12 protein-coding genes and 1 riboswitch are annotated in these 15,601 nt (G+C 54.9%); of the genes, 2 read left to right on the top strand and 10 right to left on the bottom strand.

Annotation, left to right across the window (positions count from 1 at the left end):
- Positions 1 to 97: 97 nt before the first annotated feature.
- Both araA and araB read right to left on the bottom strand, forming a co-directional pair.
- Positions 98 to 1,600: an L-arabinose isomerase gene (araA, locus tag A7Z06_RS04620; RefSeq protein ID WP_000151749.1), complete on the bottom strand. Its 1,503-nt coding sequence runs from the start codon at positions 1,598 to 1,600 to the stop codon at positions 98 to 100.
- 10 nt (positions 1,601 to 1,610) lie between these two features.
- Positions 1,611 to 3,311 carry a ribulokinase gene (araB, locus tag A7Z06_RS04615; RefSeq protein WP_000951851.1) on the bottom strand — a complete coding sequence of 567 codons (1,701 nt, stop codon included), beginning with the start codon at positions 3,309 to 3,311 and terminating at the stop codon, positions 1,611 to 1,613.
- A 339-nt stretch (positions 3,312 to 3,650) separates the two neighbouring features.
- Between araB and araC the strand changes: the two genes are divergently transcribed.
- A complete protein-coding gene (gene araC / locus A7Z06_RS04605) occupies positions 3,651 to 4,529 on the top strand; it encodes an arabinose operon transcriptional regulator AraC (RefSeq protein ID WP_016159393.1) in 879 nt (292 codons plus the stop codon).
- Between the two features lie 85 nt (positions 4,530 to 4,614).
- Complete coding sequence (locus A7Z06_RS04600) at positions 4,615 to 5,379, top strand: DedA family protein (protein WP_001148380.1); 765 nt, start codon at positions 4,615 to 4,617, stop codon at positions 5,377 to 5,379.
- Between the two features lie 81 nt (positions 5,380 to 5,460).
- Here A7Z06_RS04600 and thiQ read toward each other — a convergent pair whose 3' ends face one another.
- From thiQ to leuA, 8 genes are all read right to left on the bottom strand, one after another.
- Positions 5,461 to 6,159: a thiamine ABC transporter ATP-binding protein ThiQ gene (gene thiQ / locus A7Z06_RS04595; protein ID WP_000916282.1), complete on the bottom strand. Its 699-nt coding sequence runs from the start codon at positions 6,157 to 6,159 to the stop codon at positions 5,461 to 5,463.
- The gene (gene thiP / locus A7Z06_RS04590; RefSeq protein WP_000235654.1) at positions 6,143 to 7,753 is read right to left on the bottom strand and encodes a thiamine/thiamine pyrophosphate ABC transporter permease ThiP; all 1,611 of its coding nucleotides are present in this window, start codon (positions 7,751 to 7,753) and stop codon (positions 6,143 to 6,145) included. Before thiP ends, thiQ begins: the two co-directional genes overlap by 17 nt.
- Entirely contained in the window at positions 7,729 to 8,712 is a 984-nt protein-coding gene (gene thiB, locus A7Z06_RS04585; RefSeq protein ID WP_010345422.1) for a thiamine ABC transporter substrate binding subunit, read from the bottom strand. The genes thiP and thiB overlap by 25 nt, the downstream gene beginning before the upstream one ends.
- Before the next feature lie 30 nt (positions 8,713 to 8,742).
- Positions 8,743 to 8,842, bottom strand: a riboswitch (TPP riboswitch).
- Between the two features lie 33 nt (positions 8,843 to 8,875).
- Positions 8,876 to 10,531 (bottom strand): DNA-binding transcriptional regulator SgrR, encoded by a 1,656-nt coding sequence (gene sgrR / locus A7Z06_RS04580; protein ID WP_010345421.1) that lies wholly within the window; start codon positions 10,529 to 10,531, stop codon positions 8,876 to 8,878.
- 328 nt (positions 10,532 to 10,859) lie between these two features.
- Positions 10,860 to 11,465: a 3-isopropylmalate dehydratase small subunit gene (leuD, locus tag A7Z06_RS04570; protein WP_000818244.1), complete on the bottom strand. Its 606-nt coding sequence runs from the start codon at positions 11,463 to 11,465 to the stop codon at positions 10,860 to 10,862.
- A gap of 10 nt (positions 11,466 to 11,475) precedes the next feature.
- Positions 11,476 to 12,876, bottom strand: coding sequence for a 3-isopropylmalate dehydratase large subunit (leuC, locus tag A7Z06_RS04565; RefSeq protein ID WP_001140644.1), 1,401 nt, complete (start codon positions 12,874 to 12,876; stop codon positions 11,476 to 11,478).
- A 2-nt stretch (positions 12,877 to 12,878) separates the two neighbouring features.
- Positions 12,879 to 13,970, bottom strand: a complete 1,092-nt coding sequence (leuB, locus tag A7Z06_RS04560; RefSeq protein WP_000042349.1) for a 3-isopropylmalate dehydrogenase — start codon at positions 13,968 to 13,970, stop codon at positions 12,879 to 12,881.
- Positions 13,970 to 15,541 (bottom strand): 2-isopropylmalate synthase, encoded by a 1,572-nt coding sequence (leuA, locus tag A7Z06_RS04555; protein WP_000082869.1) that lies wholly within the window; start codon positions 15,539 to 15,541, stop codon positions 13,970 to 13,972. The genes leuB and leuA overlap by 1 nt, the downstream gene beginning before the upstream one ends.
- Between the last annotated feature and the right edge of the window lie 60 nt (positions 15,542 to 15,601).

Genomic DNA, 15,601 nt, shown 5'->3' with positions numbered 1-15,601 from the left:
GGATGCGCTTTGCTTATCCGGCCTACAAAATCGCAGCGTGTAGGCCTGATAAGACGCGCCAGCGTCGCATCAGGCGCTGAATGCCGGATGCGGCTACTTAGCGACGAAATCCGTAATACACTTCGTTCCAGCGCAGCGCGTCTTTAAACGCAGGCAGGCGGGTGTCGTTATCAATCACCGTGATTTCAATGTCGTGCATCTCGGCAAACTGGCGCATATCGTTCAGGTTCAGCGCATGGCTGAAGACGGTATGGTGCGCGCCACCAGCGAGGATCCACGCTTCGGAAGCAGTTGGCAGATCTGGCTGCGCTTTCCACAGCGCATTCGCCACCGGTAGTTTCGGCAAGGAGTGCGGGGTTTTCACCGTGTCGATGCAGTTAACCAGCAGACGGTAACGATCGCCGAGATCAATCAGGCTGGCGACAATCGCAGGGCCGGTTTGGGTGTTGAAGATCAGGCGGGCAGGATCGTCTTTACCGCCAATGCCAAGGTGCTGAACGTCGAGGATCGGTTTCTCTTCTGCGGCGATCGACGGGCAGACTTCCAGCATATGGGAGCCGAGCACCAGATCATTACCTTTCTCGAAGTGATAGGTGTAGTCCTCCATAAAGGAGGTGCCGCCCTGCAGACCGGTTGACATCACCTTCATGATGCGAAGCAGGGCGGCAGTTTTCCAGTCGCCTTCGCCCGCAAAGCCGTAACCCTGCTGCATCAGACGCTGTACGGCGAGACCCGGAAGCTGTTTCAGGCCGTGCAAATCTTCAAAGGTGGTGGTGAACGCGTGGAAGCCACCTTGTTCCAGGAAACGCTTCATCCCCAGCTCAATACGTGCCGCTTCCAGCACGTTCTGCCGTTTTTCGCCGTGGATTTGTGTGGCAGGCGTCATGATGTAGCTGCTTTCGTACTCATCGACCAGCGCGTTAACATCGCCATCGCTGATGGAGTTTACCACCTGCACCAGATCGCCAACCGCCCAGGTATTCACCGAGAAACCGAACTTGATCTGTGCGGCAACTTTATCGCCGTCAGTGACCGCCACTTCACGCATGTTGTCGCCAAAACGGCAGACTTTCAGATGACGGGTATCCTGTTTAGATACCGCCTGGCGCATCCAGGAGCCGATACGCTCATGCGCTTGCTTATCCTGCCAGTGACCGGTAACGACGGCATGTTGCTGACGCATACGCGCGCCGATGAAGCCGAACTCGCGGCCGCCGTGTGCGGTCTGGTTCAGGTTCATAAAGTCCATATCGATACTGTCCCACGGCAGCGCCGCGTTAAACTGGGTGTGGAATTGCAGCAACGGTTTGTTGAGCATGGTCAGGCCGTTGATCCACATTTTTGCCGGGGAGAAAGTGTGCAGCCACACCACCAGACCGGCGCAACGATCGTCGTAATTGGCGTCGCGGCAAATAGCGGTGATTTCATCCGGCGTGGTGCCCAGCGGTTTCAGCACCAGTTTGCAGGGCAGTTTCGCTTCAGTATTCAGCGCATTAACGACGTGCTCGGCATGTTGGGTGACCTGACGCAGAGTCTCTGGGCCGTAAAGATGTTGGCTGCCAATGACAAACCACACTTCATAATTATCAAAAATCGTCATAGTCGTGTCCTTATAGAGTCGGAACGGCCTGGGCAGCCTGTGCCGGGGCGGAAGTTGGAAGATAGTGTTGTTCGGCGCTCATCGCCCATTGCTGATAGCGGCGATAAAGCTGTTCAAAGCGTTGTGCCTGTTCGGTGCGCGGTTGCAGGGTTTTTTCTACCGCACTGGCCATTTTTTGCTGAGCTGATGGGATGTCTGCGTGCACTTTCGCGGCGACGGCAGCGAAAATCGCCGCACCGAGCGCACAGCACTGATCAGAGGCAACAATTTGCAGCGGGCGATTCAGCACGTCGCAGCAGGCCTGCATAATGACCTGGTTTTTCCGCGCGATGCCGCCCAGCGCCATCACGTTATTGACGGCGATCCCCTGATCGGTGAAGCATTCCATAATCGCGCGAGCGCCAAAGGCGGTGGCGGCAATCAAACCGCCGAACAGCGCCGGGGCGTCGGTAGCGAGATTGAGATCCGTAATCACCCCTTTCAGGCGTTGGTTCGCGTTCGGTGTGCGGCGGCCGTTAAACCAGTCGAGCACCACCGGCAGGTGATCCAGAGACGGATTTTTGGCCCACGCCTCGGTCAGCGCCGGAAGCAGTTGTTTCTGGCTGGCGTTGATTTGCTCTTTCAGTTCCGGATGCTGGGCGGCAAGCTGTTCCAGCGGCCAGCCGAGTACGCGACCAAACCAGGCGTAGATATCACCAAAGGCCGATTGGCCTGCTTCCAGACCGATAAATCCAGGCACCACGCTGCCATCAACCTGGCCGCAAATACCTTTCACCGCGCGTTCACCGACGCTGTGTTTGTCGGCAATCAGAATGTCGCAGGTGGAAGTGCCGATAACTTTTACCAGCGCGTTAGGCTGTGCGCCTGCGCCAACTGCGCCCATATGGCAGTCAAACGCGCCGCCGGAAATCACCACGCTTTCAGGCAGGCCGAGACGCTGCGCCCATTCCGGACATAAGGTGCCCACCGGAATATCGGCAGTCCAGGTATCAGTGAACAGCGGGGAAGGTAAATGGCGGTTGAGGATCGGGTCCAGCTCATCAAAGAAACTGGCTGGTGGCAGACCGCCCCAGCTTTCGTGCCACAGTGATTTATGCCCGGCGCTGCAACGTCCACGACGGATATCCTGCGGGTGGGTGGTGCCGGAAAGCAGGGCTGGCACCCAATCGCACAGCTCAACCCACGATGCGGCAGATTGCGCAACAGCGTTGTCCTGACGGGTAACGTGGAGAATTTTCGCCCAGAACCATTCGCTGGAATAAATACCGCCAATATAGCGGGAGTAGTCAACGTTGCCCGGTGTGTGACATAAGCGGGTGATCTCTTCTGCTTCTTCAACCGCAGTGTGGTCTTTCCACAATACGAACATCGCGTTCGGGTTTTCGGCAAACTCCGGGCGCAGCGCCAGCACGTTACCGTCAGCGTCAATCGGTGCGGGCGTCGAGCCGGTGCTGTCCACGCCAATTCCGACCACAGTTGCGCGCTGTTCGGCGCTAAGCTCTGCAAGCACGGTTTTCAGCGCCGCTTCCATTGACTCAATGTAGTCACGCGGATGATGACGGAACTGGTTATTCGGGGCATCACAAAATTGCCCTTTCTGCCAACGGGGATACCACTCTACGCTGGTGGCGATCTCTTCACCGGTGGCGCAGTCCACCGCCAAAGCTCGCACAGAATCACTGCCAAAATCGAGGCCAATTGCAATCGCCATCGTTTCACTCCATCCAAAAAAAACGGGTATGGAGAAACAGTAGAGAGTTGCGATAAAAACAGTCAGGCAGTATTCGCTAATCTTATGGATAAAAATGCTATTGCATAGCAAAGTGTGACGCCGTGCAAATAATCAATGTGGACTTTTCTGCCGCGATTATAGACACTTTTGTTACGCGTTTTTGTCATGGCTTTCGTCCCTCCTTGTTACAAAATGCTTTTCACAAGCGGGGTTGCTGGTTGGATTAGTGAAGATAGCCCACCAGAGACGCAATGCTGATGATGTTTAATGCAATATGGACAATTGGTTTCTTCTCTGATTGGCGGGAGTATGAAAAGTATGGCTGAAGCGCAAAATGATCCCCTGCTGCCGGGTTACTCGTTTAACGCCCATCTGGTGGCGGGTTTAACGCCGATTGAGGCCAACGGTTATCTCGATTTTTTTATCGACCGACCGCTGGGAATGAAAGGTTATATCCTCAATCTCACCATTCGCGGTCAGGGGGTGGTAAAAAATCAGGGGCGAGAATTTGTCTGTCGGCCGGGCGATATTTTGCTGTTCCCGCCGGGAGAAATTCATCACTACGGTCGTCATCCGGAGGCTCGTGAATGGTATCACCAGTGGGTTTACTTTCGTCCGCGCGCTTACTGGCATGAATGGCTTAACTGGCCGTCAATATTTGCCAATACCGGTTTCTTTCGCCCGGATGAAGCGCACCAGCCGCATTTCAGCGATCTGTTCGGGCAAATCATTAATGCCGGACAAGGGGAAGGGCGCTATTCGGAATTACTGGCGATAAATCTTCTTGAGCAATTGTTATTGCGGCGTATGGAAGCGATTAATGAGTCGCTCCATCCGCCGATGGATAATCGGGTACGCGAGGCTTGTCAGTACATCAGCGATCACCTGGCGGACAGCAATTTTGATATCGCCAGCGTCGCGCAGCATGTCTGCCTGTCGCCGTCGCGTCTGTCGCATCTGTTCCGCCAGCAGTTAGGGATTAGCGTCTTAAGCTGGCGCGAGGACCAGCGCATTAGTCAGGCGAAGCTGCTTTTGAGCACCACCCGGATGCCTATCGCCACCGTCGGGCGCAATGTTGGCTTTGATGATCAACTCTATTTTTCCAGGGTATTTAAAAAATGTACCGGGGCGAGCCCTAGTGAGTTCCGTGCCGGTTGTGAAGAAAAAGTGAATGATGTAGCTGTCAGGTTGTCATAACTGGTAACGAATCAGACAATTGATGGCTTGACGGAGTGGCAATGGGTTTGCAGAATCCCTGCTTCGTCCCTTTGACAGGCACATTATGCAAGCATTGCTGGAACACTTTATTACCCAATCCACCGTGTACTCATTGATGGCGGTGTTATTGGTGGCTTTTCTGGAGTCGCTGGCGCTGGTCGGGTTGATTCTACCCGGTACGGTGCTGATGGCGGGGCTGGGGGCGCTGATTGGCAGTGGCGAGTTAAGTTTCTGGCACGCCTGGCTGGCAGGGATTATTGGCTGCCTGATGGGCGACTGGATCTCCTTCTGGCTGGGCTGGCGTTTTAAAAAGCCGTTGCATCGTTGGTCATTTCTGAAGAAAAACAAAGCACTACTCGACAAAACCGAACATGCGCTGCATCAGCACAGCATGTTCACCATTCTGGTCGGTCGTTTTGTCGGCCCGACGCGTCCGCTGGTGCCAATGGTGGCGGGGATGCTGGATCTGCCGGTGGCGAAATTTATCACGCCAAATATTATCGGCTGTTTGTTGTGGCCGCCGTTTTACTTCCTGCCGGGGATTCTGGCGGGCGCGGCGATTGATATTCCTGCCGGAATGCAGAGCGGTGAGTTTAAGTGGCTGTTGCTGGCGACGGCGGTGTTTTTGTGGGTTGGCGGCTGGCTGTGTTGGCGGTTATGGCGCAGCGGTAAAGCAACTGACCGTTTAAGTCATTATTTGTCGCGTGGTCATTTGTTGTGGCTGACACCGTTGATATCTGCCACTGGCGTGGTGGCGCTGGTGGTGTTAATTCGCCATCCGTTGATGCCGGTGTATATCGATATTTTGCGTAAAGTGGTTGGGGTTTAGGGGATAGTTTGCACCGGCGCTGGTTTGTTCCCCTCACCCTAACCCTCTCCCCAGAGGGGCGAGGGGACTGTCCGTGCGCTTTTAACCTTTAATTCCCAACAGAGGCGAAGCACTCGCCTTACCGCTCAATAATTCTTCGGTCTTACCCTGCCAGGCGATACGCCCGTCGGCGACCACCACCGAGCGCGTGGCGATCCGCGCCGCATCTTCCACGCTGTGCGATACCATCAACAGCGTCATTTTTTGCTGCTGGCAGCTCGTGCTCACCAGCGTCAACATCTCCTGACGTAACGCCGGATCGAGCGCGGAGAACGGTTCATCAAGCAATAAAATCGGCTGTTCGCGTACCAGACAACGCGCTAACGCTACGCGCTGCCGCTGACCGCCGGAAAGCTCGCCAGGCAACCGCGCCATTAAATTATCAATCCCCATCTGACGGGCGATAGCGTGCATTTTCTCCTGTTGTACCGCGTTCAACTTCAATCCCGGATTTAGCCCCAGCCCGATGTTCTGCGCTACCTTCAGGTGACTGAACAGGTTGTTTTCCTGAAACAGCATTGACACCGGACGGCGTGACGGTGGCGTCGTGGTGTGATCAACGCCGTCGATAGTCAGCGAACCGCTGGCTGGCGTCAGAAAACCGGCGATCAAATTCAGCAGGGTACTTTTACCCGCGCCGCTTGGCCCGAGGATCGCCACCTGCTCGCCGCGTTCCACCGTTAAGCTAAAACGCATCGGCAAATGGTGGTAAAGCCAGGTGATATCAGTCAGTTTTAACATTTCGCCCCGGTAGTTTTTCAATCACGGTAAACAGCAGAAAACAGAGCAGCAGCAGAATTAACGCGGTGACCGCACCGTCCTGGCTGCGATAAGAGCCAATTTGCTGGTAGAGATAAAACGGCAGGGTGCGGAAATCGTCGTTACCGAACAACGCCACCACGCCAAAATCACCAATCGACAGCACGCAGGCAAAGGCCAACGCCTGCGCCAGTGGACGTTTCAGGGCGCGAAACTCGACCACTTTTAAGCGCGACCAGCCTTCAATGCCCAGCGACTGACACAACATGCTGTAGCGGGTGGTGATATCGCGCATCGGATTTTCCAGCACCTTCAGCGCGTAAGGGATCGCCATTAACGCATTGGTGAAAATCACAATGCCGTCAGCAGATTGCGGCAGGCCAGTCGTATTGTTGAGCAGCAAAAAGAAACCCGTTGCCAGTACAATACCCGGCATGGCGAGGATCAACATGCCGCTCATCTCCAGCGCCTGACCCGCCAGTATTTTTTGCCGCGCCCGTAGTTCGCGACTGCTCCACAGCAGCATCATGGTCAGCGCCACGCACAATACGCCTGCTGCCAGCGCAATACGCAACGAGGTCCACAGCGCCTGCCACAGCACCGGTTGCGTCAGCACTTCCGGTAGCTGGCGATTTACCCCATCGACGATCACCGCCAGTAACGGTGGCAGCAATAACAGCAGCGCCAGCACAATCAACACAGTGTCGCAAATGCGGCTATGCAGACGATCGTCCGGGTCGCGCCAGCCTTGCAGCATCGTGGTGCCGGGCGCAATGGCCTTACTTAATCGCTGACTCAACAACACCAGCCCAAGGCAGCACACCATCTGGATCAGCGCCAGCATCGCCGCGCGGGCGGGATCGTAGTCGTAACTCAGCGCCTGATAGATTGCCAGCTCGATAGTCGTCGCCTGTGGCCCGCCGCCCAGCGACAGCACGGTGGCGAAGCTGGCGAAACAGAGCATAAAGATCAGCGCAGCAACCGGCGGGATTTGTCGCCGTAACCACGGCCATTCGACGAAACGAAAGAAGTGCCAGCCGCGCATCCCAAGCTGTGCGGCAAGCTGGCGCTGCTCGCCGGGAATATTTTCCAGTGCCTGAAGTAATAAACGGCTCGCCATCGGCAGATTAAAAAATACGTGCGCCAGCAAAATGCCTTGCAGGCCGTAGGGGGAAAATGTCCATTCCAGACCAAGCGTTTGCCAGAGTGATGCCAGCCAGCCCTGGCGACCATAGACGCTAAGAATGCCGAAAACGGCGACCAGCACCGGCAGGATCAAGGTCATTGCGCACAGACGTAACAGCGCCAGCCGACCCGGAAAGCGCCTGCGATAGAGCGCGCGGGCAAGGAATATCGCGGGCACGACAGAGAGCAGCGCCGAGAGAAACGCCTGCCAGAAGGAGAAGCGCACCACATGCCACAGGTAGCTGTCCTGCCAGATTGTCGCCCAGTCACCCTGCGGCGCGTTCCACCACAGCGCGAGAAACGCCGCCAGTGCAACCGCTACTACCAGCGTGGCGGCGCTTACGCCTGGAATTAACCAGCCGGGAATTAACGGCTGACGGCGCGTTGCCATTCGCTAATCCATGCCTGACGTTGTGCCGCCACTTCGGCTGGCGTGAATTCCAGCGTGGTTGCTGGTTTGGTCAGTTGTTCAAATCCGGCAGGCAGCGCGACGTTTGCCACCGGATACATCCAGTTGCCGGTTGGGATCGCATTCTGGAAAGCCGGAGAAACCATAAACTGAAGGAACTTTTGCGCCAGCTCCGGCTGCTTGCTGGCAGCGGTGCGGGCAGCGACTTCCACTTGCAGATAGTGACCTTCGCTGAAGTTCGCAGCGGCGTAGTTATCTTTCTTCTCTTCGAGAATGTGATAAGCCGGAGAGGTGGTGTAACTCAGTACTAGATCGCTTTCGCCTTTTAAAAACAGGCCGTAGGCTTCGCTCCAGCCCTTCGTTACCGTGACGGTTTTTTTCGCCAGTTTCTGCCAGGCTTGCGGGGCGTCATCGCCATAGACTTTTTGCATCCACAACAGCAGACCCAGCCCCGGCGTACTGGTACGCGGATCTTCATAAATCACCCGCCAGTTCTGATCGCTCTCAACCAGCTCTTTCAGGCTTTGCGGCGGATTTTTTAGTTTGTTCTTGTCATAGACGAAGGCGAAGTAGCCGTAATCAAATGGTACGAAAGTGTCATTATTCCAGCCGCCGGGAACGTTAACGGCATCGGCTGCCACGCCGCTTTTGGCAAACAGTCCGGTTTTGCTGGCGGCATCTAACAGGTTGTTATCCAGCCCCAGCACCACATCGGCTTTGCTGTTTTTGCCTTCCATCCGCAGACGGTTGAGCAGTGAGACACCATCTTCCAGCGCCACCAGTTTCAGTTCGCAGTTACAGTCGGCTTCAAAGGCTTTTTTAACCACCGGACCAGGCCCCCAGTCGGCGGCGAAGGAGTCATAGGTATAAACAGTCAGAACGGGTTTAGCGAAAACGGGCGCTGTGCACAGCAACAGCAGGGGAAGACATTTTTTTAACACTTTGCACCTCAAAAAAGAGTGGCAAAGGACTTGAGAAGGAGCCTCAAATCCCTTCGCCGGCGTTATCCGGATCAGGTTCGACGGGTATTTTCTCAGCGCACGCGTCTGCGTGGCACCCCGTTGAGAACGGCGTTAGTGTAGTGATTTTGTTATCAACCAGCAATCATGGATCCGGCGGCGCAAACCACGCCGATTTAAAATCGAACCAACCGAGGGTATTCATGCGCAGGCCGCGCATACTGCGTTGCCCCTGAATAATCAGCCAGTGGTGGATCAGCGGCACCATTGCTTTGCTGGCGACCAGTTGCTGGCACCAGTTCGCCAGATTCATCTCGCCATTGCGCCAGCGGGCGGCGTCGGCTTGCCAGTCGATCGGAATACAGTGTTGTAGCAACGGCACCTCGCACAAGTGCGCGAACAGCGAAAAATCTAGCGGTAGCGTAAAGTTGGCGCTGTTAAGCCAGATGTCGCTTTCAATCTCACCTTCGTGCCACTGATCGTAGCTGATCTCTTTGATTTCCAGCGTGACATGGTGACTTGCCAGAATCTGCTGCATGATCCTGGCAATGACCCGATGTTCAATATGATCCTGGTAAAAGGTCAGGGTGAGATGTTCCAGTCCGGCTGGTTTTTCGCAATGTGTCGGGCGGGCATGGTGCCAGCGGGGGAGCATTCCATAAGCCGGGAACCACAGTTGCTGGTACTGTTCCTCGGCGAAATAAACCAGATTGGTAGGAGAAAGTACATAGCTTACCCAGTTTCTGACTTGCTGATTCGCCCCGCGATGGGTGCGGCTGTCGAACAGTAAATAGTAGCAACCTTCTTCCAGACGGCTTTCAATCTCTTTTTCCTCGCCCTGTGGTCCTTTCAGCATCAGCCCTCCGGCTGGCTCGTCGGCAATTTCCGGCAAGACCCAGACGTTAACCTCGTCGATTAGCGCGCGATAACCGAAGAAGTCATCGAATGCCTGAATTTTCAGTTGATTGGCGCTGTTACGCATTACCGCATACGGACCGGTGCCGATGGGATGGCTGGCAAAGTTGCTGAGGTTTTCCCATTCACGCGGCAGGATCATCGCCGGAACTTGCCCCAGCAGTAACGGCAACCAGCGGTCTGGCTGCGTGAGATGGATATCCAGCGTCCAGGGCGTCGGCGATACAATTTCAGCAATATGCGAATAGAGCGGCAGCGTATTGATCCGTTTCAATGAGGTGATCACGTCGTCCATTTCCAGTTCACGACCATGATGAAAATGGACACCCGGACGTAAAAAGAAGCGCCAGTGAAGCGGGGAAATTTGTTGCCAGTGGTGGGCGATGTCCGCTTCCAGTTCCCCATTTTCCTCATTTATGCGGGTTAACGCGCTGAAGATTTGCCGGGCGATATGCGTTTCGGAACGGCGTAATGCGCTGCCAGGCAGCAGGTTGCGCAACGGACGATAGTAGAGGACGCGCAGGATGTGTCGCCCCTGGCGGAAGCTACGCCCCAGATGAGAAACCAGCATTTGCCGCACGGCGGTTTTATCACCGACAAGTTGTACCAGTTGGTCGATGCGATCCTGCTCCAGCAGATCCTCTGCCCGCTGTTGTTGTAGCGCCAGCCCGGTATAGAGGAACGTTAAACGCGAGCGTTTGCCGCGCCCGACTTCCGCTTCCCACGTCAGCCAGCCGCGATCCTGCATGGTGTTGAGCAGGGTGCGCATATGACGACGGGAGCAGCTCAATAACTCCGCCAGTTCGTTCAGCGTTGTCTCCTGAGATTTACCCTCACAGCATTGCCACAGGCGGATGAACTGTTGTTGCAGACGAGCAGATGGCATAAAAGGGGAACTCCTGCGCAAAAGTCAGCAATTTTATTTTCCCTATATTAAGTCAATAATTCTTAACGATGAAGCAATGAGGTATCCCATGCGTCAGTTTTAGCGGCACTATTTTATCGTGACAGAGAAGATGTGCTGGCTTCGCGGGTTAAGTGTTCTACAACGTTTAGCTATGCCTGAAGAACAAGATGCAGTGGGAGGGGAGTGATTCTGACTACTGATTTGCAGACATCATGTGTGACTGAGTATTGGTGTTAATCGCCACGCCAGCAGTGAATACCTGCTGGCTTTTTTCTTTTTAGCGATTGAGTGCCGGACGGTGTACAAACTAACGCATAAACGCCGGTTGCTTCTCTTCATAAGCCGCAATGGCGTCGTCGTGCTGCAGGGTCAGACCGATGCTGTCCAGACCATTCATCATGCAGTGGCGGCGGAAGGCATCGATGGTAAAGCGATAGGTTTTCTCTCCCGCTTTCACCTCTTGCGCCTCCAGATCCACATCGAAGTGAATCCCCGGATTGGCTTTCACCAGGGCAAACAGCTCGTCCACTTCTTCATCGCTTAATTTCACCGGCAGCAACTGGTTATTAAAGCTGTTGCCGTAAAAGATATCGGCGAAACTCGGCGCAATCACCACTTTAAAACCGTAATCGGTCAACGCCCACGGCGCGTGCTCACGCGAGGAACCGCAGCCGAAGTTTTCTCGCGCCAGCAAAATGGAAGCCCCTTGATATTGCGGGAAGTTCAGCACAAAGTCCGGGTTTGGCTGTTGGCCTTTTTCATCGAGAAAACGCCAGTCGTTAAACAGATGCGCGCCAAAACCAGTGCGCGTCACTTTCTGCAAAAACTGTTTCGGGATAATCGCATCGGTATCGACATTGGCGGCATCCAGCGGAACCACCAGGCCTGTGTGTTTGATAAATTTCTCTGCCATAGTGTGCTCCTTATTTGATGTTGCGAATGTCGGCGAAATGTCCGGTCACGGCAGCGGCGGCCGCCATTGCCGGGCTGACCAGATGCGTGCGCCCGCCGCGCCCCTGGCGGCCTTCAAAGTTACGGTTGCTGGTAGAGGCACAACGCTCGCCCGGATTCAGACGGTCGTTGTTCATCGCCAGACACATTGAGCAGCCAGGCAAGCGCCATTCAAAACCGGCTTCAATAAAGATTTTGTCCAGACCTTCCGCTTCTGCCTGGGCTTTTACCGGACCGGAGCCGGGAACCACCAGTGCCTGTACGCCTGGCGCGACTTTCCGGCCTTTGGCGATTTCCGCCGCCGCGCGTAAATCTTCAATACGTGAGTTGGTACAGGAGCCGATAAACACTTTGTCGATAGCCACTTCGGTCAGCGGAATACCCGGTTTCAGTCCCATATAGGCCAACGCTTTTTCTGCCGACGCGCGTTCAACCGGATCGGCAAACGAAGCGGGATCAGGGATATTCTCGTTAACGGAGATCACCTGTCCTGGGTTAGTTCCCCAGGTCACCTGTGGGGCTATCTCTTCTGCTTGCAGAGTGATAACGGTATCGAAAGTTGCGCCTTCGTCGGTTTGCAGGGTTTTCCAGTAGGCGACGGCGTCGTCGAAATCTTTGCCTTTCGGCGCATGAAGACGGCCTTTGACATAGTTAAAGGTGGTTTCGTCCGGCGCAACCAGACCAGCTTTCGCACCCATTTCGATTGCCATATTGCACAGAGTCATGCGGCCTTCCATGCTTAAATCACGGATTGCTTCGCCGCAAAACTCCACCACATGCCCGGTGCCGCCTGCGCTGCCGGTTTTACCGATGATCGCCAGCACGATATCTTTCGCGGTAATGCCAGGCGCAGCTTTGCCTTGGACTTCAATTTTCATGGTCTTCGCACGACCCTGTTTCAGGGTTTGCGTTGCCAGTACGTGTTCAACTTCGGAAGTACCGATACCAAACGCCAGTGCGCCAAACGCGCCGTGAGTGGCGGTATGTGAGTCACCGCAAACAATGGTCATCCCCGGCAAGGTGACACCCTGTTCTGGCCCCATCACGTGGACGATCCCCTGATACGGGTGATTCAGGTCATACAGCTCAACGCCAAACTCTTTGCAGTTTTTGATCAGTTCCTGCATCTGGATGCGCGCCATTTCACCGCAGGCATTAATGTCTTTGGTCTGGGTAGAGACGTTGTGATCCATGGTGGCGAAGGTTTTACCTGGCTGACGCACCGGGCGGCCGTGGGCGCGCAGGCCATCGAACGCCTGCGGTGAGGTCACTTCATGTACCAGATGGCGGTCGATATATAACAGAGGGGTTTCGTTTTCAGCTTCGTAGACTACGTGAGCGTCGAACAATTTTTCGTATAACGTCTTAGCCATGATTACACCCCTTCAGCCACATAGCGGGCAATGATATCGCCCATTTCATCGGTACTAACGGCGGCAGCGCCCCGGGCTAAATCCCCGGTGCGAATGCCTTCTTCTAATGCGCGGTTAATGGCGCGTTCAATGGCGGAAGCCGCATCATCGGCATCCAGGCTGTAGCGCAGCAGCAGCGCCAGTGACAGAATTTGCGCAATCGGGTTGGCGATATTTTTGCCTGCGATATCTGGTGCCGAGCCGCCCGCCGGTTCATACAGTCCAAAACCTTGTTCGTTCAGGCTGGCGGAAGGCAACATCCCCATCGAGCCAGTGATCATCGCGCACTCATCAGAAAGAATGTCGCCAAACAGGTTGGAGCACAGCAGAACGTCAAACTGCGATGGATCTTTAATCAGCTGCATGGTGGCATTGTCGATGTACATATGCGCCAGTTCGACATCCGGATATTCAATGGCGATCTCGTTAACGATCTCCCGCCATAAAATAGAGGATTGCAGCACGTTGGCTTTATCGATCGACGTCACTTTGTGGCGACGCTTGCGGGCAGATTCAAACGCGATGCGAGCGATACGCTCGATCTCAAAACGGTGATACACCTCGGTATCAAACGCTTTTTCATATTGTCCGCTACCTTCGCGGCCTTTGGGCTGACCGAAATAGATGCCGCCGGTCAGTTCGCGCACGCACAGGATGTCGAAGCCGTTAGCGGCAATGTCTGCTCGCAGCGGGCAGAACGCTTCCAGTCCCTGATACAGTTTTGCCGGACGCAGGTTGCTGAATAATTTGAAGTGCTTACGCAAAGGCAACAGCGCGCCGCGTTCCGGTTGCTGGTCTGGTGGTAAATGTTCCCACTTCGGGCCACCAACTGAGCCAAACAGCACGGCATCGGCTTGCTCACAACCTTCAACCGTCGCAGGCGGCAGTGGTTGCCCGTGGTTATCAATGGCTGCGCCGCCTACATCGTAATGGCTGGTGGTGATGCGCATCGCAAAGCGGTTGCGCACGGCGTCCAGCACTTTCAGCGCCTGGGTCATCACTTCCGGCCCGATCCCATCTCCGGGCAATACGGCAATATGATAATTCTTCGACATCACACGGTTTCCTTGTTGTTTTCGTTGTGTTGAGCTTTGCGTTGCAACTCTTTTTCGACTTCTGCGGCGCGCCAGATATTGTTCAGCACGTGTACCATCGCTTTGGCGGATGACTCGACAATATCAGTGGCCAGGCCGACGCCGTGGAAGCGGCGACCATTGTAGTTGGCGACAATATCCACCTGACCCAGCGCATCTTTACCGTGGCCTTTGGCGGTCAGGCTGTATTTCACCAGTTCGACGTTGTAGTCAGTGATGCGGTTAATTGCCTGGTAGACGGCATCGACCGGGCCGTTGCCGTTGGCGGCTTCCGCTTTTACTTCCTCGCCACAGACCAGTTTGACGGCGGCGGTGGCGATATCGTTAGAGCCAGACTGCACGCTGAAGTAATCCAGACGGAAATGCTCCGGTTCTTCTTGCTGTTTACCGATGAAGGCCAGCGCCTCCAGGTCGTAATCAAACACCTGACCTTTCTTATCTGCCAGTTTCAGGAACGCGTCGTACAGGTTGTCTAAATTATATTCACTTTCTTTATATCCCATCTCATCCATGCGGTGTTTCACCGCCGCACGGCCGGAACGAGAGGTCAAATTCAACTGGATTTGGTTCAGACCAATAGATTCTGGTGTCATGATTTCGTAGTTTTCGCGGTTTTTCAGCACACCATCCTGGTGAATACCTGAGGAGTGTGCGAACGCACCGCTGCCGACAATGGCTTTGTTTGCCGGGATCGGCATATTACAAATCTGGCTAACTAGCTGGCTGGTGCGCCATATTTCCTGGTGATTAATGGCGGTGTGGACGTTGAGAATATCCTTACGTACCTTAATCGCCATGATCACTTCTTCCAGCGAACAGTTACCGGCACGCTCGCCGATCCCGTTCATCGCGCCTTCTACCTGCCGCGCTCCGGCATGTACCGCCGCCAGTGAGTTGCCGACCGCCAGGCCTAAGTCGTCGTGGGTATGCACGGAAATAATGGCTTTATCGATGTTCGGTACACGTTCATACAGGCCGCTGATGATTCCGGCGAACTCAAACGGCATGGTGTAGCCCACGGTATCCGGAATGTTGATGGTGGTGGCGCCGGCGTTAATTGCCGCTTCGACCACTCGCGCCAGGTCGGCAATCGGTGTGCGTCCGGCATCTTCACAAGAAAACTCAACGTCATCAGTGTAATTACGTGCGCGTTTCACCATATAAATAGCACGTTCGATAACCTCATCCAGCGTACTGCGCAGCTTGGTGGCGATGTGCATTGGGGAGGTAGCAATAAAGGTATGAATACGGAAGGCTTCGGCGACTTTCAGGGATTCGGCCGCCACGTCGATATCTTTTTCCACGCAGCGGGCTAACGCACATACGCGGCTATTTTTGATCTGGCGGGCGATGGTTTGCACCGATTCAAAATCGCCCGGCGAAGAGACGGGGAAACCAACTTCCATCACGTCAACCCCCATACGCTCAAGACCCAGCGCAATTTGCAGTTTTTCTTTCACACTCAAGCTTGCCTGTAACGCCTGTTCACCGTCGCGCAATGTGGTATCGAAAATAATGACTTGCTGGCTCATGGTTTGGGTCCTTATCTCTTTTAGAGCGCCTCGCTTCGGGCATAAAAAAACCCGCGCAAT

Origin of the sequence: Escherichia sp. MOD1-EC6819, assembly GCF_002965765.1 — a bacterium.
GTDB lineage: Bacteria > Pseudomonadota > Gammaproteobacteria > Enterobacterales > Enterobacteriaceae > Escherichia > Escherichia ruysiae.
This window is presented reverse-complemented; position numbering and strand designations above follow the sequence as displayed.